Origin of the sequence: Rickettsia bellii RML369-C (assembly GCF_000012385.1) — a bacterium.
GTDB lineage: Bacteria > Pseudomonadota > Alphaproteobacteria > Rickettsiales > Rickettsiaceae > Rickettsia > Rickettsia bellii.
The window spans coordinates 594,831-619,647 of sequence record NC_007940.1 but is presented as its reverse complement, the minus strand read 5'-3'; the positions used below and the strand labels follow the sequence as shown (position 1 = coordinate 619,647).

Here is a 24,817-nt window from a genome sequence, read left to right as displayed (position 1 = left end):
TAAACCGAGGAGCGGAGCGTACACGCAAGTAACGTGAGCATCCGAGGATTACAAAGACATTGTCGCCAATTTTTCAAGTTCATCGAGTATATCATAGTTGCATAATAAACTCACTTGCTTACAATATTTTATTGAGTTAATAATATTTATTAAAAAATAATGGCAAATATCAGATAACATGTTAAATAAATAAGCTTACATGACAATTAAAGAGGAATACACTAATGCATTGGGATGATATCGAGGAAATTGCCGAACATCTTGAAGATAATTACAGCGATGACTATAGACCGAATATGGCACAAACCTTACTAAAAGAAATGATTACTTCTCTAGAGGATTTTGAAGATCAAGAAGTAGAAGTTTCAAAAGAAAGATTAGAAGAAATTTTAGCAGAATGGAAAAAAATAAGGGGAGAGATGCAAGAAAACGAGTAATAATTGTAGAACTTTTCAGGTAGTTTATGGATTAACTTTATAAAAATATATTATAAATAACAGTAATACCGCAACTGCCTGAAAAAAAACTCTCATAGTCATAAGCTTTGAGCTAAATTTTTTATCAAATTTACCACCAATAGCCATCGATACTACCCCTATAATCAAAACTAAGCCGGTTAAACAAAGTGCTATTAACAACCACATCATAATTTATATCTTATTTACTTACAGGAATTTATACCTTACCATTTTTAAAGCAAGCAGTCTATCTATATCGTGCTGGAAATTACGAATTTTATGTTGTTTCTCTAAAAGGAAACTCTATCCATACTCCATCATCAAAATCATCTTCATCGTCTTCATCATCATAGTCTTTAACAAATCTTGCATCTAAAGGAATTTCACCTATTAATTTCTGTATTTGATTTATTTGCTCAGAAATAGTTTGTAGATTCATATCTATTTTTCTTCCATAATCTAATATTCTTGTTTCTATGTTATTCATAAAATATTCTCCTGATTTTATTTGGTACCTTGGGTTAAGAACTTAAATTAACCCAAGGCATAAATTATTAAGGATATTGTTCAAATAAAAGCTTAAGATATGTGAGTAAAATCTGAATTGTTTTGAAACTAGATATCTTCTATACCTAAGGTATATCTAGGTATATTCTTGCTTTTTTTAAAGCATTTTAGTATGCTCGTAACAATATTATGATTTATATTAAACCAATAAATATACTTATTTTGTAGGTAGAATATTTACTGGTTTTTTTATAGTTATTAAATTTATACAGCTGAGATTATATTATTTTGTAGAAATGTAAAGAAATTTGTTTATATTTTTACTTTAAATATAAACAATGTATTTTATATTTAAAACAAGCGATGAATTTACTTTATTTTTATGTCAAATTTAAAAACCAAAATTAATGAGTTAATGACTCAAAGAAAAATGAGTGCTAAAGATATTGAAAATTTAACAGGATTAAGTAGAAATACTGTTAATAGTATAATATTTGGTAGCTCTAAAAACCCTGGCATTTATACTATTAAGCAATTAGCAAATGCTTTAAATGTTAAGGTAGAATCCTTAATTTCTGATGATAAAGAAATTCAATTTGATATTTTAAAACCCGAACAGATAAAATTATTTGGCGAAGTTGTAAGCCTTACTACAAATATCATTTCCGACAAAAATATTGATTTTTCTATGCATAAAATTACTTCTATTATACAAGAAGTATATCAATGTGCTTTAAAAGGTAAGTCGGAAGAAGTACAAAAGCATTTAGCAGAATATTTAATGGATATGCACATAGACTCTGCAAACAAAATTTAAACTATTTTTCGTCAAGAGTTTATTGCGTAGATTGGGAGTTGTCATTACGAGCGGGCATTGTTACGTAGATCGGTTTTTCGTCATTGCGAGGAAAAACTATAAGTTTTGACGAAGCAATCTAGTAAAATGCGTAGCATTTTTATTGTTTTTTCTGGTTGCCACCCTCCTTGCAATTGTGTAGCTTATGACGAGAAAACCGACCCATGCAAGCAAAACCCTTATACATTACTAACTAGCGTCAGTTCAAATTGTAAAACATTTTTTCTAATTCTTCTAAGCGTTGTTCTATTCTTTCAATATCTTTATCTGTTACGGGGGTTTCTAATAAATGTGCAACTTCATCTTTTAGAATATTTACTTCTCTTTCAATGAAGTCTAAATTAATATTGTGAATGATTTTTTTATTTTGATTTGACATTTGATGGCTCCCGATTAATTAAAACCACCAATGAATGAAACTTTGGTGGCCGGGGAGGTAAGAAAACCGTTACAACAGTTTACAATAGCCTTTAGGTTTAAGGTATGCACCTTAAACCCTGGACATAGCTATTGACACCCCGACCGTAATAAAGCCGAGGATAGTATCATTTAATGGTAGATACCCACCATGTAACAAGAGATTCTTACATCCCAAAATAGCTTAATAGCTATTTCAGTTACAATTTATACTTAACTCCCTAAAAAAGTCAATTGGCAATTAAGTTTTATTATTTTACTAAAAGCCATTAATGCTTAAATTTTACAAACTATTAGTTATTTTTTGCTACTACTATTTTTATTTCTAATATTAGTTATAAAATTTATTTAGAGTATCTATAATCCAAAAAAATTAATATGAAATGCAATGAATAATAACGATGAACTTAATAAATTAGTGATTTTTAAAGATAAAAATATTAGAAGAATTTTATATAATAACGAATGGTGGTTTTCTGTAATTGATGTAGTAGGAGCATTAACTGATAGTGCAAACCCACGAGATTATTGGTCTGAGATAAAAACTCGAGTTAGCAGTGAAGATAGGGTTGAACTGTCAACAATTTGTCTACAGTTAAAATTAAAAGCACCTGATGGTAAGATGAGACTAACAGACTGTGTAAATACCGAATCATTGCTGCGTATTATACAATCTAGAAAAAATAATAAAAAATGCTATAAGTTAGCATTTTTTAACTGGATTGCTTCGTCAATTACTTCGTAATTTTCTCGCAATGACAGAAAAACTGTTCCACGCAACAAAGCCAAAGCGGGAATGACATATATAGCATTTTTCGAGCCGTACAATAGCCATAATTTCCTTACAATGACGGGTTCTTTTTTAACAACTGTCCGGTACTATTCGATTTATCACGCATTGACTTTATTAAAAAATCTTTAAAATATTAACTTGACAATTAATAATAACTAAACTATTAATAAACTCATTAATAATAAAATTAAAAATTATATGCATCCAACTCATATCAAAGTTCTTACACCTAATTCTAAAGACTTGGACATTTTGTGTGTAGCACTTTCTATTGTTAAAACTTTAGATCAAATAAATGATTTTAAAATTCTTGTTAAACAAGCTCTTAATCAAGGATTCGATATTAATATGAAAGATGGAGATCATTGCACTCTTCTATATTATTCCTGTACACTGAAATTGTATGAGATAGCTCAATTTCTTTTAGAAAATGGAGCTGATCCTAATATTAGAAATACTGTATATGATCAGATTACGCCTTTGTCTGTTGTAAGAACACAACCAAAAACAGAACAGAGCATTTATTTAACAAAACTTCTTTTGCAAGATAGTCTATTAAAATTATGCCAAAATAATGATTTCAAAATAATAGATAATTCCATTACAGTTAAAGACATAGAGGAATTTATTGATTGGCGAATGTCAATATCATCTAAAAATAATGAATTTATTTCTTATCATTTAAAGGAATTACATAATCTTCAAAATCATTTAGTAAGAAATACAAAATTTAGTAATAGTGAAATTATACAAAAACTTGATAGTATTTTAATAACTGCTGAAGATTATAATAAAAGTTTCGAACAATTACCTGAGCAGTTAATTGATAAAACCGAAGCAATAGAACCTGAGCTAACCGGCAAAGTAGCTGAAGTTATATCTGAAACAGCTTAAATTTTCTACAAAGTATAAGGGGGGCAAAATGCACCCCCTTTTTTTAATCTTCCTATTTTTTAGATTTATCTATATAAGCTTTGTTACTAATTAAACCCATACCGTAAGTTTTACAATATTCAAGCATTTCAATTGAATCAGGATGCTCTGCTCCAAAATCTATGATTTGTGGTTTAGCAAAAAATTTATAGTTAAGCGTATCTTTTCTTTTACACGCAACTTTTGCTCCTTTAAGATTTACCTCACTTACTTGTGCTACATTCTTATAATTTCTTCTATAAACATTAAAATATATACCTCGTGCGTCCATATAGCTATCTAAAGCTTCCTCAAGCTTACCACTCGCAAATAATATATCCCCTCTTATTGTGCATGTAATGGCTATTGCAGGGTTGAATACATCAGGCATTCTTCTACTCATAAAGCTTTTATCATTATTCTTAAAAATCTCTATTGCTTTATCTGCATATTCTAAAGCTTTGTCTTTTTCACCTAAACCGAATAATGCTATTGCTTTTTGAGTAAATATTCTACCAAATATTACATTCGTTTCTTTTTTTACACGCTTTTGCATGTTATATACTTGCTCTACTTGATTAAGAGCTTCCTGATATTTACCAAGTTTACTTAATACTCCAGATTTAACTAAATAATCACCTGTTAAAAATAATGCATTTGGATCTAATCCACTTGAAATAGCAGCTTGAATAGATTGATTGATCTGTTCTAATGCTTCAGGATATTTTCCCTCTACATAAAGTAATCTTGCTTTGTTAGCATATATTGATGTTCGATCAGAACTATCAGCTAATTTTTGCTCTAAAATTTTGATATTTTCTTGTGCATTTTGAATATCTCCTATTACAATATATGTATTAGTCAAACCAGATATTACATTAGCTTTCATTTCTTCATATCCTTTAACATCTTCAAATATCTTGTTAGCTTTTTTAAAATATTCTATAGACATTTTGTAATTAGAAGCTTTTAAGTAATACCATCCTATTAAGTTTAAATATTCAGCATATACCCGCTTTTCTTCATTATTCATTAACCATAATTTATATTTCCCATCTCTATCGTTTGTATCAAACCAATCAACTAATTTCTTTCCACCTGCTAAATCATAAGAATTATCACACTGCACTATCTGCTTTAGCTTTAACTCTAATAACTTATAAGTACCTATATTATATTTTTCAGCATTCTGCGTCATTACCTCGATATTGTCAGGTACTGTTTTAGCGTTCCTATATAAAAACGCTTTTATTACACTTTTTGGTGTACCATTAATAAATTTAGTAACTGCCTCTTCTAGATACTTACTATTATTTGCACCATTTTTTTCTAATATTTTCTGTGCAATAACATCATGCATTTCGAAAACAGGATTATCTTCGCTAGCATCTATATTTGTTATTAAAGCAAATTTTGATAGCTCAAAAATATCATCATTAAGATTATCTTTATTATCGGTAATAATCCCAAGAAAATCTTTAGAAAAACTTTGATTATTGAGTAATGCTATTTTACTTAGAAGTTGTTTAGCACTAGTGCTTAATTGATTAATCACCAGTGATATATTATAATCTATTTTATCGTTAGATTTTTGTATTTGATGTTTATATTTTTCTTTATCTAATCCTGGAACATTGTTTAATATTTGTGCTCCTTGTACTATCAATACTGGATAACCTTTAAACTCTTGTACCAAAAATTCTACTAAATTTTATGTTGCAAAATTCAGTCATTATTAAACTTTAACCTCCAGTAAAATTTCTTATTGACTTTTGTATAAAAAGGTATAAGATCTTTATAATTTAATTTTTTGTAAAGGATTTATGCTAGGTTATACAAAAGAGCAAGTTAGTTTAACTCGCAATCAAAAAGAAGCTATAGGCTTACTATCTATAGGCACATTTCTCGAATATTTCGACCTCATGCTATATGTTCATATGGCAGTAGTACTAAATGAATTATTTTTCCCAAAAGCTGACCCAAAAGTAGCTTTCATATATTCTGCATCTGCGTTTTGTTCAACATATTTATTAAGACCTTTTGGTGCTTTAATATTTGGCTGTATAGGTGACACTATAGGGCGTAAAGCAACAATTATTGTTACTACTTTTTTAATGTCCCTGTCCTGTTTGATCATGGCTGTTTTGCCTCCTTATTCAGAAATAGGAATTAAAGCTGTGTGGTTAGTAACAGCTTGTCGAGTAATTCAAGGAATGGCATCTATGGGAGAAGCTGTAGGTGCTGAATTATATTTATCAGAAACTATACAATTACCTACAAGATATATGGCAGTATCTATTATAGTGGTTTTTGGAACATTAGGAGGAACAGCAGCCTTAGGATTAGGAGCATTGGTTACTTCTTATGGATTTAATTGGCGTTTAGCATTTTTCTTTGGTGCAGTTGTTGCTTTTATTGGTTCTATAGCTAGAACGAATTTAAGGGAGACTACAGAGTTTGTAGACGCTAAAAGAAGAATTAAAAAGACCTTTGATAAAGCCAAAATTGATATAAAAGCATTAAATTCTAGCCCTGTTTTACAACAAAAAGTTAGTAAAAAAACTACAATTGCTTATTTTTTAATTGAGTGTACTGGACCGTTATGGTTCTGTATTACTTACATCTATTGTGGAAATATTTTAAAAAATAACTTTAATTTTACCTCATCTCAAGTGATGCAACAAAATTTTTGGGTTGGAATATTAGAGCTTATATCAACTATAGTTTTTACTTATTTAGTTTTAAAAATACATCCTTTAAGACTCCTTAAAATAAGACTATTTATATTTAGTCTTTTTGCTTTAATTATTCCTATTATATTAAGTAATATAACTACTCCTTTCCAGTTATTTCTTTTACAGGTATTTATCGGAATATGTGCTCCTACTGGTTTCACCGCATTTGCTATTTTTTGTATGAATTTCCCAGTTTTTAAGCGTTTTTTATATACTGGAGTTATTTTTGCAACCTCTCGTGCTATAATGTATGCTTTAGCATCATTTGGCATTGTATTTTTAACAGATTATTTTTCCTATTTGGGGCTACTAATTATAATTTTACCTGTTCTCATAGGTTATGGATTCGGTATAAATCATTTTAAAAAATTAGAGGTAAATGCTGGGAACTATTATTAGAACGAAAGCTATAATTATCTTCTTCATATTTATTGTCTAATTCATTTAAAATATTTAAACAAAGCTGAACAATTTTATTTTCTAGTTGATAACTTACAGTGACAGCAACAGGCAAGAATGAGATAAGTGTTTCTCTAATGGTATTTATTTGTTTTTCTAAAGGCTTGGCTCCTATCGTTTGCAAATTATGAAGACGATCAAATAATTTTATAATAATCAATTCTATTTTAGCACTGCGATATAAAATATTGATTGCATCTGCAGCACTAATTTTAGTATCGATTTTAATCCTTGTTAAAGCTTCTACATTCACAGCTATGTTTTCATTAAAAATATAAGCTATCATTTCTTGAGTAAGTTGCGTATCTTCAATAGTATCATGCAATAAACTAGTAATAATATTATCAGTCGTAAAAAATTTTGTTTCTTTAAAAACTGTAAACTCTGCCACCATAATTGCTACTTCAATCGGATGGGAATAATATGGATCACCTGACTTACGCATTTGAGAGCCATGATATTTACGAGCGTAATATATCGCTTTTTTGACTTCTTCAAAGTCTACAGGATTTGCTACTTTAGTGTTTAAATATTTGAGTTTATCGAGAAGTTTTTTAGCATAAATGCATTCTTCAAACTTTTCTTTCCAACGGCTTAAATCTTCCATAAAGTTACTTTAAATTTATATAAATACATTCTTGTACCAGCTTATATTCAAAGTTAAAAGCAAAAAATTATAATGATGAATGTTTTTTAAACTATTATCTTTATCCAATAAAATATTATTGGCAAGCTCAATAGTTTCCTGCTTCTTAAATGGCACAGCTTTTACTATATAAGGCATCATATCGCTATCTTGCGAACAAAATATGATATTGCCGTTATGCTCCCAGTTAATAAAATCTTGTACTTTTTTATTCTCACCTACTTTTAAATTATCAAATACTAATAACCATTTATCGCTTTGCCCTAGATATTCCATTAACTCTTTTTTTACATTAGCTGCTTCTTCTGCAATTACAGTTTTCCCTTCAGCTTTGTTAATAGCTTTTGCTAGCTTTAAAAGTTCATCGTTAATATTTAAATTGCAATCAATAAACCAGATCAAATTATAATTATCTTTATTTCCATAAGCATACATTCTAGCTAACTGAGTTTTACCCATCCCGCTAATGCCTACAATACTTGTTTGCCTGTATTTTTCTAAATTAGTTTTTATTTGATTTAGTTGCTGAATATGATTTATAAAATAGCTGACTGGTGCAACTATATTATTTACTTTGGCTTGAGCGAATAAATTTAAAGGGATAATAGATATTATAAATAATAATAAAAATTTTTTCATTGCTTTTCCTTTATTTTAGTTGTTAATATAACTTATATTTGGGGTCAAATAATTTTAATTAACTAGTCAATAAGAAATTTTACTGGAGGTTAAAGTTTAATAATTACTGAATTTTGTAACATAAAGTTTAAAAAACATTCATCATTATAATTTTTTGCTTTTAACTTTGAATATAAGCTGGTACAAGAATGTATTTATATAAATTTAAAGTAACTTTATGGAAGATTTAAGCCGTTGGAAAGAAAAGTTTGAAGAATGCATTTATGCTAAAAAACTTCTCGATAAACTCAAATATTTAAACACTAAAGTAGCAAATCCTGTAGACTTTGAAGAAGTCAAAAAAGCGATATATTACGCTCGTAAATATCATGGCTCTCAAATGCGTAAGTCAGGTGATCCATATTATTCCCATCCGATTGAAGTAGCAATTATGGTGGCAGAGTTTACAGTTTTTAAAGAAACAAAATTTTTTACGACTGATAATATTATTACTAGTTTATTGCATGATACTATTGAAGATACGCAACTTACTCAAGAAATGATAGCTTATATTTTTAATGAAAACATAGCTGTGAATGTAGAAGCTTTAACAAGGATTAAAATCGATACTAAAATTAGTGCTGCAGATGCAATCAATATTTTATATCGCAGTGCTAAAATAGAATTGATTATTATAAAATTATTTGATCGTCTTCATAATTTGCAAACGATAGGAGCCAAGCCTTTAGAAAAACAAATAAATACCATTAGAGAAACACTTATCTCATTCTTGCCTGTTGCTGTCACTGTAAGTTATCAACTAGAAAATAAAATTGTTCAGCTTTGTTTAAATATTTTAAATGAATTAGACAATAAATATGAAGAAGATAATTATAGCTTTCGTTCTAATAATAGTTCCCAGCATTTACCTCTAATTTTTTAAAATGATTTATACCGAATCCATAACCTATGAGAACAGGTAAAATTATAATTAGTAGCCCCAAATAGGAAAAATAATCTGTTAAAAATACAATGCCAAATGATGCTAAAGCATACATTATAGCACGAGAGGTTGCAAAAATAACTCTAGTATATAAAAAACGCTTAAAAACTGGGAAATTCATACAAAAAATAGCAAATGCGGTGAAACCAGTAGGAGCACATATTCCGATAAATACCTGTAAAAGAAATAACTGGAAAGGAGTAGTTATATTACTTAATATAATAGGAATAATTAAAGCAAAAAGACTAAATATAAATAGTCTTATTTTAAGGAGTCTTAAAGGATGTATTTTTAAAACTAAATAAGTAAAAACTATAGTTGATATAAGCTCTAATATTCCAACCCAAAAATTTTGTTGCATCACTTGAGATGAGGTAAAATTAAAGTTATTTTTTAAAATATTTCCACAATAGATGTAAGTAATACAGAACCATAACGGTCCAGTACACTCAATTAAAAAATAAGCAATTGTAGTTTTTTTACTAACTTTTTGTTGTAAAACAGGGCTAGAATTTAATGCTTTTATATCAATTTTGGCTTTATCAAAGGTCTTTTTAATTCTTCTTTTAGCGTCTACAAACTCTGTAGTCTCCCTTAAATTCGTTCTAGCTATAGAACCAATAAAAGCAACAACTGCACCAAAGAAAAATGCTAAACGCCAATTAAATCCATAAGAAGTAACCAATGCTCCTAATCCTAAGGCTGCTGTTCCTCCTAATGTTCCAAAAACCACTATAATAGATACTGCCATATATCTTGTAGGTAATTGTATAGTTTCTGATAAATATAATTCAGCACCTACAGCTTCTCCCATAGATGCCATTCCTTGAATTACTCGACAAGCTGTTACTAACCACACAGCTTTAATTCCTATTTCTGAATAAGGAGGCAAAACAGCCATGATCAAACAGGACAGGGACATTAAAAAAGTAGTAACAATAATTGTTGCTTTACGCCCTATAGTGTCACCTATACAGCCAAATATTAAAGCACCAAAAGGTCTTAATAAATATGTTGAACAAAACGCAGATGCAGAATATATGAAAGCTACTTTTGGGTCAGCTTTTGGGAAAAATAATTCATTTAGTACTACTGCCATATGAACATATAGCATGAGGTCGAAATATTCGAGAAATGTGCCTATAGATAGTAAGCCTATAGCTTCTTTTTGATTGCGAGTTAAACTAACTTGCTCTTTTGTATAACCTAGCATAAATCCTTTACAAAAAATTAAATTATAAAGATCTTATACCTTTTTATAGCAAAATGCGAGCTTAATGCACTTTGGGAGCTATAATATATATTATTAAACTACACTATAATAAAAAAGATTGCAAGCTATTTTTTCAAAAAAAATATAAAAAATATCAAATATATATTTTTAGGTCTTTTTGCAGGGGTTAAAACACGCTTTCGGTGTCATCTAGGAAAATAAATAATACTAATAATATTAGTATTATTTATTATTTTCTGGATCTAGTTTTCAAGCCACGGTATTGTAAGAAAAGAAAGTGATATAATATAAGTTATAAATGTAATATAAACATTTATAAGAGAGTGTTAATACCCTATATAATGATATAGGGTATTAAGCGGGCATAAGCGACCGTCACGGCATAGGTTTTATACGACCGGAGTCATCAGGTACTATAGCCCGACTCTCGAGAAGTTTGAATAGTTGGAAGGGATGCGATAAGCACGCCCGATTACAATCCTAAACAATATAAAATCTCGAGGTACATATGATAAAATATCACAAACATATAGGAATTGATATAGGAAAATATAATTTTGTAGTAGGAATAGAGGGCATAAAAGATACAAAAGAATATGAGAATACAAGTTCCGGTATATTTGAATTTATTAATGATAATAAGGATATTTTAGCAAACTCTCTAACTGTAGTTGAAACAACAGGCGGATATGAACTAGAGTTATTGTATAGCTTATGTGAAAGAGGTTATGTAGTACATAGAGCAGATGCAAGAAAGGTAAAGAATTTTATCAGATCATATGGTAATAGTGCAAAAACAGATAAGTTAGATGCTAAAGCATTAGGATTATATGGTAAGGAGCGAGCAGATAAGCTTGAAGTATTTAAGCCTGAATCAAAACAAAATATACAATTATTTCGGTTAGTACAAAGACGGAATGATTTAAAGCAAATGTTAGTTGCCGAAAAGAATAGATTACAACAAGCAAATACAGATAAGTTTGTTAAAAATAGCTGTATAAATATGATAGATGTTTTAAGTAATCAAATTACAGAGATTACTAATCAGGTAGAAGTGATTATATCATCAGATCAGCTGTTAAAAGCAAAGCATGAGATATTGAAAGAGATAAATGGCATTGGTAATATAGTTGCTTTTGAGTTATTAATATTATTACCGGAGTTAGGGAAGTTAACAAGACGGCAGATTGCTTCTCTTGCAGGGCTTGCTCCAAAAGCTAATGATAGTGGTAAATATCAAGGATATAGAAAGGTAGGACATGGTGTAGAGCAGGAGTCAAGCTATACTATTCCTTGCTGCTATGTCAGCCCGTAATAGCAAGACTTCTGGTTTAAGACTCTTTTATGAGCGACTCATTAACAATGGTAAAAAGAAAATGGTCGCTCTTACCGCTTTAATGCGTAAAATTATTGTCATCGCTAATGCTAAATTAAAATCTCTTCTTTTTAATTTAAAACATAGTTGATGACACCGTACGTGCTTTTCGATCCACACAACAATTCCTACGCGGGAATGACATCAGAGTCAGGCAACAAACTAGGAAAAGTCGCAGCACGACATGGGGAAAATGATTCACATGGGCGATGCCTATGCAAAAATAACACAGCTACAAAATAATATTTTATTTTAGCCTAATAATTCTACTTTATAAGTATATTCGTCAACATTATTAAATTCTACCTTAGGTGCGATTTGCATTAGGTGACCAAGTTGTCCACTATCTACCGGTAAACTGCACATAATCTTTTTAAAGATACAAAATGCAGGATAACCCGGCTTATCCTTAAAATAAATTGGTTGATTTGGTAAGGTTAATTTTTCTAATCTACCATTAGCATTATAATCAAGCTTTAGATGTGCTGTGCCCTTTGTATGTATTGCAAACTCATCACTTAATTTTACACCATTTAAATAAGAAAAAACAAATTTTATGGTAGGTGTTTTAATATTTTCTAAAGCGTTAGGAATTTTAACAGCTCTATATTGCTTAACTTCAAATATATGTTGACCATTCACCCTAATTGTTAAATTAGTATTTATTGTTGCTTCTTGTAATTTTAACGCAATTTCAGGATGTTCTTGATCTCTAAGCAAAATATCTCTATACGAAATATTTGAGGATGTAACTTTAGGAGCAACAACCGGAACTAAAGCAGCCTTGGGAGCAGTGGAGGCTTCAGGGGCTTTACTAAACATACCCTTAAAAAAAGATTTCAACCCTGTAGCTTCTTGTTTACTCTCTGCTCTTTTAGGAACGGGCGGCGGGTTGTGCTCATACTGATTTACTGACGACGACGGAGTGGGGGTATAGTTTGTTTCTAACTCTTCATCTATACTTAAAATGTTAAAATGTGTGTTATAAGCATCGAAGCTTATATTATTTTTTTTAAGATCATTTTTTAAAAATATTGAACTAGCTGATAATTCTGGAGTAGTTATTTCTTTATTTAAATCTCTTTTATAAGTATTTATATGATTAACCCAAACATTAGCTTCTTGCTCAACATTATAATTATTATTTGGTAATTGTGCTAAAGCTTGCTTACAAGCTTGATACCCTAATTTACTACCAATAACTAAAAATAATTTTTGATTATAAGGACTTATGGGACCACCAATGCCTTGTTGATTAAAAACAGCAAGACCACTACATGCCTCAATTTTTCCAAAAAGAAGCGATTGCGTTAACTCGATTCGAGCAGCAATATAGCCTTTTTTTACTAATGCAGTTACGCCTTGGTTTTGTTCTATATTTCTTATATTATTAAAAAACTCTAATGCTTCTTTATATAAATTATTAGCAGTACATATAATAGTTTCGTTTTTATCAAGATAGTTATGGTTATCTGATTTAGACATGATAGTTCTCCTTTATTTTATTATCTCGAATGACCTTTATCATTCTTTTTGTTTTGTTGGTTAGTTCGAGCTAATTTATTAACCTGAGTTTCTTTATTGCTGGATACTGAAGATTGCTGCTTTTCAAGAGATGATTTTATTTTATTAGTAAATTTGTTTATCTTATCAGATGAAACCGGTCTTTCTTCTGATAATTTCAATGCTTCTTCACCTTGAGATAATTTTTTAGTAGCAGTTACCGCTTCGGCACTTGTTGATTTTTGTGAGGTTGGTAATATTTCGTCTTTTCCTGGCAAAATTACATCTGAAGATGGCTTGCTCGGAAATCTTATTTCTGGTTCTTTCTTATTCTCTTTACTTAAAAATTCATTCCGTAATTCATTATCTTTAAGTTCATTTGTTTCAACTGATTTTGTTTGATTTAAAAGTAGCTCTGAAAAATCATTAATTGCTGAGTATTTTTGAAGATCTTTCTTAGCTTCTTTTTGAGCTTCTATTCTAAGTTCTTGTATTTCTTTCCTTTCTTTTTCAACTTGCTTATAAGCATCAGCTTGTATTTTTGTTGCTTCTGCTATTTTTGGACTGAGGGCAGATAATTTTGCTCCTGTTTGCTCTATTCTAGCATTAATACTTGCTAGTTTAATCTGACCTTGCTCTAATTCTTTGGAGTTAACAGCAAGTTTGCTATTGGCATTACGTTGTTCTTCAGCTGCTTTGATATCTTGAGCTTGCTGCTTTTTTAATCTATCTTCCTCAGCTTTTAGCTGTTGCGAATGCTCAGTTGCTTTTTTGTGATATTCTTTAAGAGCATTTCTTTTATTTTGATCATCTTTTAACTGTGCTTCTGTCTTATCTAATGCTTTTAATCTTTCAGGATCAATTTCTTTACCTGCTTTCATATCATTTAAAAGAGCCTGCCACTTTTCTTTTTCTTGTCTCTTACTCTCAATAAACTCATCTGCTTCTTTCATGAATTGATCATGACCGGCTTTTAATCTTTCATGCCTGTCATGTAATTCTTGCTCACGTGCAGCTTCATGATCATACTGATTCCCTTGACCCTCCATATTCAAGCCTTTTTCAGAGTCTTCTGAATATATGATCTGCTCGGCGTTTTCTTCTCTTTTAGAAATGGAGGATTGGAGGTTTTTGATTTGGTCTAATAATTCTCGATTATTAGTACTAGCGGCAAGACCTGCGGCGGCACTAGCTAAACGTGCGAGTTCGGCAGGATTGTTAGTGGCTGTAACTTGGGCTCTAATGGCATTGAGCTCGTTTTTTACCTGAGCATCGTCTTTTTTATTTTGAGTCTGGTTATCGTCTGACTTGCTCAAATTGTCATTTTTTACCTGAGTATCATCTTTTTTATCTGATACATCTTTCTTATTATCCCCATCATCTGCCATTGTCTTGCCTTAAAATAATGCTATGTCTAAAATATTTAACTGATATTAGCAATTAAAACTTAACAAGTTAACAATTAAAAAGCTTTTTCAACTATTTTATTAGAGTAATTTTAAATCTCATTGTAAAAATACAACATTTTCACTCTTTCCTGAAAGATCAATCCACTCATTATCTATTTCTTGGTTAAAATCTTGTAATTCTACTTGACAAATGGGATTAGGATTATCATCAACACCAAATATTTTATCTTCAAAAAACTTCTCTTTCAGATGATTAGCTAACTTAGGGTAAAAATTATCATCTACCCAGTCTTCTCGTAACTTTTTAGGAAGCTGCTTATAACATTTCTCGATTTCTGTAACATCACCCAGCTCACCTAGAAAGAGCATTTAATAATTCTTTTCTATACGCCTCTTTAGTTTTCCCTATAGCCAAAGCAGAACAAAACATTAATGATCCTGATACCGCAGGTCCAAAAAATAGCAATAACCCCAGAGCCCCAACAGTTATAGTAAGTGTGCCGACCTCTATTAACGCATCTTTGGCTATAATATAGTTCTTATAAGCTTTGTTAAGTTCTTCAATAACAGGACTATAATCGGTATTTTGATTTTGCATAAATATGAACCTCTAAAAAAATATTTATTAGACTCGGCTTCAGTTTCCCCGTCATTGCGAGAGGGCATTGCCCGCATGGATTGAAAAATGTCCTATATGTCATTCCTGCGAAAGCAGGAATCCAGTATAAAGCGAGATAAATTGAGCTTTTAATTTTAAAAATTTGCTGTATTTATGCTTTTTTTCTGGATTCCTGCTTTCGCAGGAATGACATCGTAATCACGCAACAATGCCTCCTCGCAATGACGCTTACTTTACTCCACTACCTCCCCTATTTGCTCTATTGGCTCTAAGCCGTACAGTGATATCATGCGTTCAAGCACTCTTCCGGCAGTGGGTGCAGCGGTCCAACCGGCTGTTGCAAAGCCAAACGTTTCTTTAGTAGGTTTTGGCTCATCAATCATAATATAGATAACATATTCAGGCTTTGAAGCTGGCAGTAATCCCAAAAATGAAGTAGTACGGCTATTTTTAAGATATTTCTTTTTACCAGCATTACTTGATAATTTCTCAGCAGTACCGGTTTTTCCGCCAATCAAATATCCTTTTACCTCTGCCCTTTTACCTGTCCCGTCCTTTACCACAGTTCTAAATAGCTGCCTCATTTGCTTTGAAGTATTTTCGCTAAATACTCTTGTCCCCTCAACTTTTTCATCATCTCTTTTTAACAAGGTAAGATCGTATAAAATACCGCCATTTACAACAGGTAGCATTGCCCTAACAAAATGTAAAGGACTAATTGAAATGCCATAACCATAAGACATAGTAGCACTAGTTAATTCATTCCATCTTTTTTCTGAAGGGAAAAGAGGAGTACCTCGCTCCGGTAATTCTATTTGCACTTGATCTAGCAAACCTAATTTCTTTAAATATTTCCTGAAATTATTTTTACCTACTTCAAGCATAATCTGACTTACACCGATATTTGAAGAATGCAGAAAAATATCCGGTACACTATGCCACCCTTGTCTTGGGGTATAATCCTTAATCTGAAAACCGCCGACTTTCATATAGCTTATATCATAAGCATCATTCATATTTATTGCACCAGTATCAAAACCAACTGCCATAGTCAAAGACTTAAACACCGAACCTATTTCATAAATTCCAAGGCTTGCCATATTAAAAAGCTGTTGAGGCTTTGCAGCACTTGGATAATGAGGATCAAAATCCGGTTTACTAACTAAAGCTAGAATCTCACCATTATTTGGATTCGCAATAATACCCACCGCTCCTATAGCACTAAATTGCTTTAAGGTCTTGTCGATTTCTTCGCTCAAGATACTTTGCAACCTAATATCAATCGATAATTTAAGCGGCTCTTTCTGCTTTCCTGGCTTATTCAAATCAAGATCGGAATTAGTTAAATATTTATCATAAGCAAGTTCGAGTCCGCTAAGCCCCGCCATATCCCTACCAACGTAACCCACAATGTGAGATGATAAGTTAGAAAATGTGTAAATACGCTTTTGTTCTTCTTCAAAATCAAAACCAAGCAACCCAAGACTCATTATTCTTTCTTGTTGACTAGGCAATAAATCCCTTTTAACCCATATAAAACTTTTATTGGATTTAAGATCAGCAAGTAGCTTAGCCTTGTTGATATCGGGCAGAATCTCAGCTATTTTTTTTACGGAATTTTCGGGATCAATTACTATTTGCGGATTGGCAAATAATGATGCAGATGGCAAGTTTACAGCAAGCAAATTATCGTTACGATCAACTATTTCTTTTCTAAACTGGCTACTCTTTTTTAGAGCGTGGAGGTTTTTATCATAAACATTAGTAGCAACTATTATAAGCCTGTAAGATAAAGTACAGAAAAGAACAGAAAAAGCACCAATAACTATCAATAATCGGATTTTTGTATTTTTACTACAAACATTCCAAAATATTAAACTTTTAATATCAGGTTTCCACTTTTCTAAAATCTGTTTCATATTAATTTGTTTTGTTTCAAGCTGGCAACGACTTTTGTCATTGCGAGGAAATTACGTAAGTAATTGACGAAGCAATCTTATGAAAAAGTCCTGAGATTGCCACGCTCACTTCGTTCACTTGCAATGACGCTTAAGGCTTTTCCCGACTTGAAACTGTCTGTATATATTTATTATTTGTAATTCTCTTATGTCTCCGATTATTATTGCTTTTAAAAATATTAATATCTTGATCAAATCTAATATTTGAGGCAGTAATCGGTGATAATGGATCTCTTACCATTTGACAAGGTTTCACCGTTTGTAATTCTAAATAAGCAGTTGCAAGATTTTTTAACCTTGCTGGCGAGATAAGATAAGCTTTTTCTGCTTTCAAAATATGAATATTATTATTTTCACTATTTATTTGTTTTAAAACACTACTTAATTGGTAATCAATAGTTGAAACTCGTTCTTTAATAGTAAACAAGCTGCAAACCGCTATAATTATTACTAGCAACACTAAATAATGAAATTTCTTTATACTCATAATTATATTTTCTTCGCTGCTCTTAATTTTGCTGATCTTGCCCTTACATTTAGAGATATCTCTTTATCTGATGGTATTTCCGCTTTATTAGTAATAATTTTAAGCCATTTATCCGGGTTCAACATAATATCTTCTTTAGCGTATTTTGACCTTGCTACCGGCTTTTCTGAATTTTCTTTGAAAAAATTCTTAACTATTCTGTCTTCTAACGAATGAAACGAAACAACAACTAAACGACCATCTTTTTTTAGTATATTTTTTACATTCGCTAAGAACTGCTCAAGCTCTCCAAGTTCGTTATTTATATAAATCCTGATGGCTTGAAAAGTCTTAGTTGCAGGATCAATTTTACCTTTCCTAAAACCTATGCAGCTACGCACTATATCAGCTAATTTTCCGGTACTATCAATCCTTGCGGCTTTTCTTACTTCTACAATTTTCTTAGCAATTCTTCGGGAAAAAGTTTCATCGCCATATTTATAAATTACATCCGCAAGATCTTTTTCTTCTGCGGTATTTATAAACTCTTCAGCACTAAGCCCCTGCCCGCTCATACGCATATCTAAAGGTCCGTCATGTAAAAACGAAAATCCACGATCTGGTATATCAAGTTGCATAGAAGAAACGCCTAAATCAAGCACTATGCCGTCAAATTTTTTTGATTCGAGCTTTGCAAAACAATTACCAAAATTTGTTTCTACAAAATCAAATCTATCTTTATAATTATGTTTTATCTCTTCTGCTTTCTTAATGACATTTGGATCACGATCCAAAGCTGTGACATAACAATCACAGTTTTCTAATAACGCTTTACTATAACCACCTGCTCCAAAAGTACAATCTAAGTAGGATTCACCGGCTTTTGGTGCTAAAAACTTCAGCATCTCGTTTAACATTACAGGGATATGAGGTTGCTGCATCAATTCGTATTCCTTAAAGTTAAACGTTTCTCGTGGGCAAGCTTTTGAGCAGAAGCTAAATAATCCTTGAAATTCTGCGGTTGCCAAATCTCAAAAATCACTCCTTTACCTACAAAACATACTTGATCTTCAATACCCGCATGCTGCATTAAAGATGCAGGCAATATCACTCTGCCCTCTCCATCAAATGAAAGCTGTACAGCTTCACCAAATATTATAGTCTCAAAAGCATCACGCTCCTCAGAATACGGATCAAGCGACTCAATCATCTGTCTTAGTTTCTCAATATGGGAGATACCGCAAGCTTCTATACAATTATTTCTAATCGATGGATAAGCAATTATTCCATTAAATGCTTCTTTCCCTAATACCGCCCGGTAATTCGCTGGCACTGATACCCTACCCTTTTTATCAATATTATTATTGATAAATTTCGATAAAAATATATTCATTGGTATTATTTGGGTTATTTTGGGATTTAATGGTAAATTACAGGATATTATAGGAATTAAACGTAGTCAAGGGATTTTTAGTGTATAGAATTTAAATTAATTGACTTGAAATATAAAATGAAATAGATAAAATTAGTTTAAAAAATTAAGGATTTTTAAATTAAAAGTTGATGATATTATTAATGAAAAAACAAGTTCTTTAGAATTATCTAAAACAGATAAAGAGAATGAAAAACGTAAACCTAAATATTGTGAAAGAAAGCTTGTTATAAAAGAAGATTTTATGAATTTTTTGAATAAATGCTGTTGGTAAATAAATTCTGTGATAAAGGTAAAAATTGCCTCTTACCTTTATCACTTATTTTTAGTACTAAACTCAAGCGATATTAAAATTATTAACCTGTTTTTCTAATTTTTCAAAATGGCGTAATCCTAGATAATAGAATATTGTTACAGGCACCATAATCATTAATATTCCAATATATCCAAAAATTTCCGTTAAATAAGCAAGCCCAAATGACGTAATGATATACATAAGTGCACGTGATATAGCAAATATAAAGCTAGTATGCGTGAAGCGTTTAAATACCGGAAAATGTTTATAAAAAATTGCCGTAGCTGGAAAATAACCAGGAGCAAATATAAGAAAATATAATTGAATTAGCATTAAATAATTAGGAGCTAAATTCTGCATTATTATAGGTGAAAAACAAAGAAATATTACAAAAATATAAAATGTTGTTCTTAATATTTTTAAAGGGTATATTTTATAACTAAGATAAGTTAATAATATGCCACCGATAACATCTCCAATTGAAATAAAAAAATTATGTTTAATTACTTCAGCAGGACTATATCCAAAATTTTCTGTTAAAATATTTCCACAGTAAAAATAAGCAAAATAAAGCCATACGGGTCCAGTACATTGAATTACAAAATAAGAAATAAAAGTTTTTAAATTCGTTTTTTGTTTTAAAATATCATTATTATCGATTTGTTTTGGGTCTAAACCGGTTTTTTCTAGACTAGATTTTATTCTTCTCTTTGCATCAATAAAGTCAGGAGTTTCTTTAAGCGTTGTACGTGCCATAGTACCGGTAATAGCTACCAACGCACCAAATACAAAAGCATAACGCCAATTTAAATTTCCGGAAGTTACGATAGTAGCTACTCCAAGTGCTGCTAAAGTTCCAAGGGTAGAAAAAATTGTGACTGACGCTACAGCAGGATATTGCATAGGAGGTTTTACCATTTCCGTAATATAAAGTTGAGCACCAACTACCTCAGTAGAGGAGGAAATACCTTGAATAGCTCTAAAAAGTGTAACCATTATTGTAGCAGCAAAACCTATTTCATCATAAGAAAGAAGAATAGCCATACCAATACAGGTGCAAGCCATCATTATAGTCGTAATTATAATTACCGGTTTACGCCCTATATTATCCCCTATCTAGCCAAATAGTAATGCCCCAAAAGGTCTAAATACAAATGTTGAACAATACGCAAAAGCAGAAAGTACTTTTACTGAATAAAGATTATCAGGAGAGAAAAATATTTTATTAAGTAATACAGCCATATGAACATATAACATCAAATCAAAATATTCTAAAAAATTTCCTATAGATAATAAACTTATAGCCTGTTTTTGTTTTCTACTTAAACTTGTCTGCTCTTTTTGATATCCTAACATAATTCCTTTATAAAAAAATAAACTGCAAAAAAGAGTTATATTTTTTTATATGTAAGTCAATAAAAAAGTAAAGGATTAGTAAGAAATATTTACAAAACTTAAAGCTTCTTTAACTAATGGAATAGTTATTTTTCTCTTAGAAGTTAACGCAAAGTTATTGATATACTCTAATATTTCTAAAATTCTGTTATATTCTCTAGGCAAATTCACTAATAAAAAATCTATTACTATTTGTGATATTGTTACAGAAGATGTAGCAAAATGTTTAAATATTAAAATTTTAATTAATTCATCGTCAGGAGGATAAAGCAGAACATTTAATATAGAATTAATACGTGATGATAGATCAGGTAAGGTAAAATTTTTACCTTTATTATTAGATGTAAGTAAAAGATATTTTTGCTTTTCATTAATAAGATTAAATAGATGAAGCAATGCTGTTTCCTGCCAATTTTCTATATCCTCAATAATGAAAGCAGTATGATTTGCTAAAATCTTATCATCAAAAAAAATATCTTTGATTATATAAGCATTGCTTAAATTTTGCCATATTTTGGTTAGATAGGTTTTGCCTGAAGAGGCAGGTCCTTTTATTAGTAAAGTAAGTTTATAAGGATTAACACCAAAGCTATTCTGCCAATTTTGCAAAGCATTATAAACTAGAGCATTAGACTCAGAAACAATAAATTCTTCAGGATGATATTTTGAAGAATTATTAAAAGGAAATATATATTGCATTTATTGAATATGTCATCCCGTGGCTTGTCCACGGGATCCAGAAAAATAATTTAAAAATGTAGGTTATCAATATTTTTTACTGGATACCATGGCGATGTCGATGTTGTTGCATAGCTCCAAAAAAGCACTTGGTATCATCCCGTGGCTTGTCTGCGGTATGGACACCTCGGATGTTTTTCGATCCACGCAGGCAATGCCACGAGCAAAGTGAGTGCGGCAATCTCATTTTATTATCCTGAGATTGCTTCATCAAAACTTACAGTTTTTCCTCGCAATGACGATTACTAGATCCCGTGGACAAGCCACGGGATGACAGCTAAATATACTTACTGTTCTCTTCCCTAATATACTCTATCAACTGCTCGATCGATAATACTTCTTGTTCCGTAGTGCCGAGTCTTCGAATAGTTACTTGTTTATTCTCTTTTTCTTGTTTTCCGATTACCGCAATCATTGGTACTTTCTGGTTGGAAAATTCACGAATTTTATAGTTAATTTTATCGGGTGATATATTAATATCAACTCGCACGCCACTCTCAATTAAAGCTTTTTGTACTTCTAAAGCATAATCGTTTAAATCACTTGTAATGGTAGCTATTGCAACCTGTACAGGAGCAAGCCATAAAGGAAAACGCCCGGCATATTCTTCAATTAATATCCCAATAAAACGCTCAAGCGAACCAAGTATTGCCCTATGTAACATCACAGGTCTTTTTTTCTCACCGCTTGCTGCAACATAGCTAGCATCTAAACGCTCAGGCAAAACAAAATCCATTTGCAGAGTTCCACATTGCCATTGACGCCCTATTGCATCGGTTAACACGAATTCAAGCTTAGGACCATAAAAAGCACCCTCGCCCGGGTTTAATGTATAGCTATAACCAGCTTTCTCTACTGCCTCTTTTAGAGCATTCTCAGCCTTATCCCAAGTCTCGCTACTCCCTGCTCTAACCTCCGGACGATCAGAGAATTTTACCTTTATATCAGTAAAGCCGAAATCCTTATAAACCTCTGTCAGTAACTTACAAAAGCTAACTGTTTCATCAGTAATTTGCTCCTCCGCACAAAATATATGCGCATCATCTTGCACTAAACTTCGCACTCTCATCAAACCATGTAAAGCACCTGACGCCTCATTACGATGGCACAAGCCAAATTCTGACATACGAAGCGGCAAATCTCGATAACTTTTAATACCTTGTTTAAAAATCTGTACGTGACAAGGGCAGTTCATCGGCTTTAAAGCAAGTGTCTTATCGTCTGTTTCTAAAGCGAACATATCATCACGGAATTTTTCCCAATGCCCCGAAAGCTCCCAAAGACTTTTATCAACTAAAACAGGAGTTTTAACCTCAATATAACCGTTCTTACGAATCTTTCTTCTAATATATTGCTCAATAGTATTATATACACTCCAACCCTTATCGTGCCAAAATACCATTCCTTGAGCTTCTTCCTGAAAATGGAATAAATCAAGCTCTTTTCCTAATTTTCTATGGTCACGCTTTTCAGCTTCTTCGAGCATGAATAAATAGCTCTCTAGCTGCTCTTTAGTAGCCCAAGCCGTACCATATATACGCTGCAACACCTCATTTCGGCTATCACCACGCCAATAAGCTCCCGCAACTTTCATTAGTTTGAAATGTTTAACAAAGCCGGTAGATGGAGCGTGCGGACCTCGGCATAAATCAATAAAATTACCTTGCCTGTATAAACTAATAGGCTCATTTGACGGGATGGAGGCAATAATTTCAGCTTTGTAATGCTCACCTATCGATTTAAAAAACTCTACAGCCTTTTCCCTATCCCATAATTCTCTTGTTACTTTCTCATTCTTTTTAGCAAGCTCATGCATCTTAGCTTCTATAACTGCTAAATCATCAGTAGTAAAAGGTTTATCCCTAGCAAAATCATAGTAATAACCATTTTCAATAGCAGGACCAATTGTTACTTGTGTTTCAGGAAATAATTCTTTTACCGCTTCTGCTGTTAAATGTGCGGCATCGTGCCTTATAACTTCAAGACATTCAGGATCTTTAGCAGTTAAAATACGTAAGCGGCAATCATTATCGATTTGAGTACTTAAATCCTTAAGATCGCCATTAATCTCAGCAATCATTGCTGCTTTAGCAAGCGATGTTGAAATAACTACCGCTATCTCAAACGCTGTAATATTTTTTTCAAACTGTTTTACACTCCCATCAGGGAAAGAAATATTTATCATTTTTTATTCTAACTTATTTTTCTTTTAAACGATCAGCTATTAATTTATATGACTCATAAGCTTTAGCTGGATCTTTTTCTAGCAATTCAAAACCTAGTCTTTCATTACTATTAATATGCCATAATTTACAAGTATCAGGGCTAATTTCATCAGTTAACATTACCAAAGATTCTTCACCGGTAAATACCCGTCCGAATTCAAGATTGCATTCAACAAGCCGAATACCGATGCCGATGAACAAACCGCTTAGGAAATCATATATACGTAAAGCTTGCTTTTTAACTGTATTGATTTCATCTTTAGTTAACCAACCAAAATTTAATATTTGATGCTCATTAACTATCGGATATTTAAACTCTCGACTTTTTACTTTAAAGTCAATTATTGGCTTATCAAATACAAAGCCTTCATCCATACCAAATTCTTTTACAAACCTACCACACGCAACAGAAGATACAACTACTTGCAGAGGAAACATCTCAACATATTGAATTAACTGCTCTCTCATATTCAGCTTTTCAATAAAATGATTTTCAATGCCAATCATTTCAAGCTTATTCATTACAAAGGAAGAGATATTATTATTAAGCACTCCTTTGCCTGATACATCAATAATTTCACCATTTTCTAAAGTAGCTTTATCAGAAAAAGCCATTACAAGTAAAAACTCTTCTTCAGAAGAATATAGGGTTTTACTTGAACCTTCATATAATTTTTTTTTCATATATTATTTTTTAAAATTTATTTAGCATCATTGCGAGGAAAAACTATAAGTTTTGTACGTGTGCAATCTAGTTAGATCTA

28 protein-coding genes are annotated in these 24,817 nt (G+C 31.3%); 8 read left to right on the top strand and 20 right to left on the bottom strand.

Features of this window, described 5'->3' with window-relative positions:
- Positions 1–224 precede the first annotated feature (224 nt).
- A complete protein-coding gene (gene iscX, locus RBE_RS02920; RefSeq protein ID WP_011477229.1) occupies positions 225–437 on the top strand; it encodes a Fe-S cluster assembly protein IscX in 213 nt (70 codons plus the stop codon).
- A 24-nt stretch (positions 438–461) separates the two neighbouring features.
- Here the strand turns inward: iscX and RBE_RS02915 are convergent, their stop codons facing one another.
- Both RBE_RS02915 and RBE_RS02910 read right to left on the bottom strand, forming a co-directional pair.
- Positions 462–647, bottom strand: coding sequence for a twin transmembrane helix small protein (locus RBE_RS02915; RefSeq protein ID WP_011477228.1), 186 nt, complete (start codon positions 645–647; stop codon positions 462–464).
- A gap of 88 nt (positions 648–735) precedes the next feature.
- A complete protein-coding gene (locus RBE_RS02910) occupies positions 736–945 on the bottom strand; it encodes a hypothetical protein (protein ID WP_012151780.1) in 210 nt (69 codons plus the stop codon).
- Positions 946–1,347: 402 nt separating this feature from the next.
- Between RBE_RS02910 and RBE_RS02905 the strand changes: the two genes are divergently transcribed.
- Positions 1,348–1,782 carry a helix-turn-helix domain-containing protein gene (locus tag RBE_RS02905; RefSeq protein WP_011477227.1) on the top strand — a complete coding sequence of 145 codons (435 nt, stop codon included), beginning with the start codon at positions 1,348–1,350 and terminating at the stop codon, positions 1,780–1,782.
- A 238-nt stretch (positions 1,783–2,020) separates the two neighbouring features.
- On the opposite strand, the gene RBE_RS02900 is transcribed toward RBE_RS02905, so the two are convergent.
- A complete protein-coding gene (locus tag RBE_RS02900; protein ID WP_012151779.1) occupies positions 2,021–2,200 on the bottom strand; it encodes a hypothetical protein in 180 nt (59 codons plus the stop codon).
- Between the two features lie 426 nt (positions 2,201–2,626).
- Here RBE_RS02900 and RBE_RS02895 point away from each other — a divergent pair, with 426 nt between their 5' ends.
- Both RBE_RS02895 and RBE_RS02890 read left to right on the top strand, forming a co-directional pair.
- Positions 2,627–2,983, top strand: coding sequence for a BRO-N domain-containing protein (locus RBE_RS02895; protein ID WP_011477226.1), 357 nt, complete (start codon positions 2,627–2,629; stop codon positions 2,981–2,983).
- Between the two features lie 246 nt (positions 2,984–3,229).
- Positions 3,230–3,925 carry an ankyrin repeat domain-containing protein gene (locus tag RBE_RS02890; RefSeq protein ID WP_011477225.1) on the top strand — a complete coding sequence of 232 codons (696 nt, stop codon included), beginning with the start codon at positions 3,230–3,232 and terminating at the stop codon, positions 3,923–3,925.
- A 52-nt stretch (positions 3,926–3,977) separates the two neighbouring features.
- On the opposite strand, the gene RBE_RS02885 is transcribed toward RBE_RS02890, so the two are convergent.
- Positions 3,978–5,639, bottom strand: coding sequence for a tetratricopeptide repeat protein (locus RBE_RS02885; RefSeq protein WP_228368756.1), 1,662 nt, complete (start codon positions 5,637–5,639; stop codon positions 3,978–3,980).
- 127 nt (positions 5,640–5,766) lie between these two features.
- Here RBE_RS02885 and RBE_RS02880 point away from each other — a divergent pair, with 127 nt between their 5' ends.
- Entirely contained in the window at positions 5,767–7,077 is a 1,311-nt protein-coding gene (locus tag RBE_RS02880) for an MFS transporter (RefSeq protein ID WP_011477223.1), read from the top strand.
- On the opposite strand, the gene RBE_RS02875 is transcribed toward RBE_RS02880, so the two are convergent.
- Positions 7,040–7,744: an HD domain-containing protein gene (locus tag RBE_RS02875; RefSeq protein WP_011477221.1), complete on the bottom strand. Its 705-nt coding sequence runs from the start codon at positions 7,742–7,744 to the stop codon at positions 7,040–7,042. The two genes, RBE_RS02880 and RBE_RS02875, sit on opposite strands and share 38 nt — an antisense overlap.
- A 15-nt stretch (positions 7,745–7,759) precedes the next feature.
- Positions 7,760–8,422 (bottom strand): hypothetical protein, encoded by a 663-nt coding sequence (locus tag RBE_RS02870; RefSeq protein ID WP_011477222.1) that lies wholly within the window; start codon positions 8,420–8,422, stop codon positions 7,760–7,762.
- Positions 8,423–8,639: 217 nt separating this feature from the next.
- Here RBE_RS02870 and RBE_RS02865 point away from each other — a divergent pair, with 217 nt between their 5' ends.
- Positions 8,640–9,344, top strand: coding sequence for an HD domain-containing protein (locus tag RBE_RS02865; RefSeq protein ID WP_011477221.1), 705 nt, complete (start codon positions 8,640–8,642; stop codon positions 9,342–9,344).
- On the opposite strand, the gene RBE_RS02860 is transcribed toward RBE_RS02865, so the two are convergent.
- On the bottom strand, positions 9,307–10,617 hold the full coding sequence (locus tag RBE_RS02860) for an MFS transporter (RefSeq protein ID WP_011477220.1): 1,311 nt from the start codon (positions 10,615–10,617) through the stop codon (positions 9,307–9,309). The two genes, RBE_RS02865 and RBE_RS02860, sit on opposite strands and share 38 nt — an antisense overlap.
- Before the next feature lie 529 nt (positions 10,618–11,146).
- Here RBE_RS02860 and RBE_RS02855 point away from each other — a divergent pair.
- Positions 11,147–11,953 carry an IS110 family transposase gene (locus RBE_RS02855; RefSeq protein WP_011477219.1) on the top strand — a complete coding sequence of 269 codons (807 nt, stop codon included), beginning with the start codon at positions 11,147–11,149 and terminating at the stop codon, positions 11,951–11,953.
- Positions 11,940–12,104 carry a hypothetical protein gene (locus tag RBE_RS09150; RefSeq protein WP_011476965.1) on the top strand — a complete coding sequence of 55 codons (165 nt, stop codon included), beginning with the start codon at positions 11,940–11,942 and terminating at the stop codon, positions 12,102–12,104. The genes RBE_RS02855 and RBE_RS09150 overlap by 14 nt, the downstream gene beginning before the upstream one ends.
- 161 nt (positions 12,105–12,265) lie before the next feature.
- Here the strand turns inward: RBE_RS09150 and RBE_RS02845 are convergent, their stop codons facing one another.
- The 13 genes from RBE_RS02845 to RBE_RS02790 form a co-directional block, all read right to left on the bottom strand.
- Positions 12,266–13,498: a Sca4 family protein gene (locus RBE_RS02845; RefSeq protein ID WP_011477218.1), complete on the bottom strand. Its 1,233-nt coding sequence runs from the start codon at positions 13,496–13,498 to the stop codon at positions 12,266–12,268.
- A 20-nt stretch (positions 13,499–13,518) separates the two neighbouring features.
- Complete coding sequence (locus tag RBE_RS09145) at positions 13,519–14,904, bottom strand: hypothetical protein (RefSeq protein WP_011477217.1); 1,386 nt, start codon at positions 14,902–14,904, stop codon at positions 13,519–13,521.
- A gap of 117 nt (positions 14,905–15,021) precedes the next feature.
- Positions 15,022–15,294: a hypothetical protein gene (locus RBE_RS09140; RefSeq protein ID WP_011477216.1), complete on the bottom strand. Its 273-nt coding sequence runs from the start codon at positions 15,292–15,294 to the stop codon at positions 15,022–15,024.
- Positions 15,278–15,523, bottom strand: coding sequence for a hypothetical protein (locus tag RBE_RS09135; RefSeq protein WP_011477215.1), 246 nt, complete (start codon positions 15,521–15,523; stop codon positions 15,278–15,280). Before RBE_RS09135 ends, RBE_RS09140 begins: the two co-directional genes overlap by 17 nt.
- A gap of 254 nt (positions 15,524–15,777) precedes the next feature.
- Positions 15,778–17,463 carry a peptidoglycan D,D-transpeptidase FtsI family protein gene (locus tag RBE_RS02830; RefSeq protein WP_011477214.1) on the bottom strand — a complete coding sequence of 562 codons (1,686 nt, stop codon included), beginning with the start codon at positions 17,461–17,463 and terminating at the stop codon, positions 15,778–15,780.
- Between the two features lie 130 nt (positions 17,464–17,593).
- Positions 17,594–17,989 carry a cell division protein FtsL gene (locus RBE_RS02825; protein ID WP_011477213.1) on the bottom strand — a complete coding sequence of 132 codons (396 nt, stop codon included), beginning with the start codon at positions 17,987–17,989 and terminating at the stop codon, positions 17,594–17,596.
- Positions 17,990–17,991: 2 nt separating this feature from the next.
- Positions 17,992–18,909, bottom strand: a complete 918-nt coding sequence (rsmH, locus tag RBE_RS02820; RefSeq protein WP_011477212.1) for a 16S rRNA (cytosine(1402)-N(4))-methyltransferase RsmH — start codon at positions 18,907–18,909, stop codon at positions 17,992–17,994.
- Positions 18,909–19,361 (bottom strand): division/cell wall cluster transcriptional repressor MraZ, encoded by a 453-nt coding sequence (mraZ, locus tag RBE_RS02815; RefSeq protein ID WP_011477211.1) that lies wholly within the window; start codon positions 19,359–19,361, stop codon positions 18,909–18,911. The genes rsmH and mraZ overlap by 1 nt, the downstream gene beginning before the upstream one ends.
- A 376-nt stretch (positions 19,362–19,737) precedes the next feature.
- Entirely contained in the window at positions 19,738–20,799 is a 1,062-nt protein-coding gene (locus tag RBE_RS02810) for an MFS transporter (protein ID WP_228368767.1), read from the bottom strand.
- A 12-nt stretch (positions 20,800–20,811) separates the two neighbouring features.
- Entirely contained in the window at positions 20,812–21,051 is a 240-nt protein-coding gene (locus RBE_RS09130; protein WP_011477209.1) for a hypothetical protein, read from the bottom strand.
- 75 nt (positions 21,052–21,126) lie between these two features.
- On the bottom strand, positions 21,127–21,789 hold the full coding sequence (locus tag RBE_RS02800) for an HdaA/DnaA family protein (RefSeq protein WP_011477208.1): 663 nt from the start codon (positions 21,787–21,789) through the stop codon (positions 21,127–21,129).
- Positions 21,790–22,105: 316 nt separating this feature from the next.
- The gene (gene thrS / locus RBE_RS02795) at positions 22,106–24,013 is read right to left on the bottom strand and encodes a threonine--tRNA ligase (protein WP_011477207.1); all 1,908 of its coding nucleotides are present in this window, start codon (positions 24,011–24,013) and stop codon (positions 22,106–22,108) included.
- Positions 24,014–24,026: 13 nt separating this feature from the next.
- Entirely contained in the window at positions 24,027–24,737 is a 711-nt protein-coding gene (locus RBE_RS02790; RefSeq protein WP_011477206.1) for a phosphoribosylaminoimidazolesuccinocarboxamide synthase, read from the bottom strand.
- Between the last annotated feature and the right edge of the window lie 80 nt (positions 24,738–24,817).

Bases quoted from the DNA above. Each gene is read 5' to 3' on its own strand.
- RBE_RS02790 (WP_011477206.1), bottom strand. From the start codon at position 24,737: ATGAAAAAAAAATTATATGAAGGTTCAAGTAAAACCCTATATTCTTCT.
- RBE_RS02890 (WP_011477225.1), top strand. From the start codon at position 3,230: ATGCATCCAACTCATATCAAAGTTCTTACACCTAATTCTAAAGACTTG.
- RBE_RS02915 (WP_011477228.1), bottom strand. From the start codon at position 647: ATGATGTGGTTGTTAATAGCACTTTGTTTAACCGGCTTAGTTTTGATT.
- RBE_RS02900 (WP_012151779.1), bottom strand. From the start codon at position 2,200: ATGTCAAATCAAAATAAAAAAATCATTCACAATATTAATTTAGACTTC.
- RBE_RS02845 (WP_011477218.1), bottom strand. From the start codon at position 13,498: ATGTCTAAATCAGATAACCATAACTATCTTGATAAAAACGAAACTATT.
- rsmH (WP_011477212.1), bottom strand. From the start codon at position 18,909: ATGCAGCAACCTCATATCCCTGTAATGTTAAACGAGATGCTGAAGTTT.
- RBE_RS02800 (WP_011477208.1), bottom strand. From the start codon at position 21,789: ATGCAATATATATTTCCTTTTAATAATTCTTCAAAATATCATCCTGAA.
- RBE_RS02830 (WP_011477214.1), bottom strand. From the start codon at position 17,463: ATGAAACAGATTTTAGAAAAGTGGAAACCTGATATTAAAAGTTTAATA.
- RBE_RS02895 (WP_011477226.1), top strand. From the start codon at position 2,627: ATGAATAATAACGATGAACTTAATAAATTAGTGATTTTTAAAGATAAA.
- RBE_RS02905 (WP_011477227.1), top strand. From the start codon at position 1,348: ATGTCAAATTTAAAAACCAAAATTAATGAGTTAATGACTCAAAGAAAA.
- RBE_RS09140 (WP_011477216.1), bottom strand. From the start codon at position 15,294: ATGCTCTTTCTAGGTGAGCTGGGTGATGTTACAGAAATCGAGAAATGT.
- RBE_RS02880 (WP_011477223.1), top strand. From the start codon at position 5,767: ATGCTAGGTTATACAAAAGAGCAAGTTAGTTTAACTCGCAATCAAAAA.
- RBE_RS02875 (WP_011477221.1), bottom strand. From the start codon at position 7,744: ATGGAAGATTTAAGCCGTTGGAAAGAAAAGTTTGAAGAATGCATTTAT.
- RBE_RS02910 (WP_012151780.1), bottom strand. From the start codon at position 945: ATGAATAACATAGAAACAAGAATATTAGATTATGGAAGAAAAATAGAT.
- thrS (WP_011477207.1), bottom strand. From the start codon at position 24,013: ATGATAAATATTTCTTTCCCTGATGGGAGTGTAAAACAGTTTGAAAAA.
- RBE_RS02825 (WP_011477213.1), bottom strand. From the start codon at position 17,989: ATGAGTATAAAGAAATTTCATTATTTAGTGTTGCTAGTAATAATTATA.
- RBE_RS09150 (WP_011476965.1), top strand. From the start codon at position 11,940: ATGTCAGCCCGTAATAGCAAGACTTCTGGTTTAAGACTCTTTTATGAG.
- RBE_RS02870 (WP_011477222.1), bottom strand. From the start codon at position 8,422: ATGAAAAAATTTTTATTATTATTTATAATATCTATTATCCCTTTAAAT.
- RBE_RS09130 (WP_011477209.1), bottom strand. From the start codon at position 21,051: ATGTTAGGATATCAAAAAGAGCAGACAAGTTTAAGTAGAAAACAAAAA.
- mraZ (WP_011477211.1), bottom strand. From the start codon at position 19,361: ATGAATATATTTTTATCGAAATTTATCAATAATAATATTGATAAAAAG.
- RBE_RS02855 (WP_011477219.1), top strand. From the start codon at position 11,147: ATGATAAAATATCACAAACATATAGGAATTGATATAGGAAAATATAAT.
- RBE_RS02865 (WP_011477221.1), top strand. From the start codon at position 8,640: ATGGAAGATTTAAGCCGTTGGAAAGAAAAGTTTGAAGAATGCATTTAT.
- RBE_RS02860 (WP_011477220.1), bottom strand. From the start codon at position 10,617: ATGCTAGGTTATACAAAAGAGCAAGTTAGTTTAACTCGCAATCAAAAA.
- iscX (WP_011477229.1), top strand. From the start codon at position 225: ATGCATTGGGATGATATCGAGGAAATTGCCGAACATCTTGAAGATAAT.
- RBE_RS09135 (WP_011477215.1), bottom strand. From the start codon at position 15,523: ATGCAAAATCAAAATACCGATTATAGTCCTGTTATTGAAGAACTTAAC.
- RBE_RS09145 (WP_011477217.1), bottom strand. From the start codon at position 14,904: ATGGCAGATGATGGGGATAATAAGAAAGATGTATCAGATAAAAAAGAT.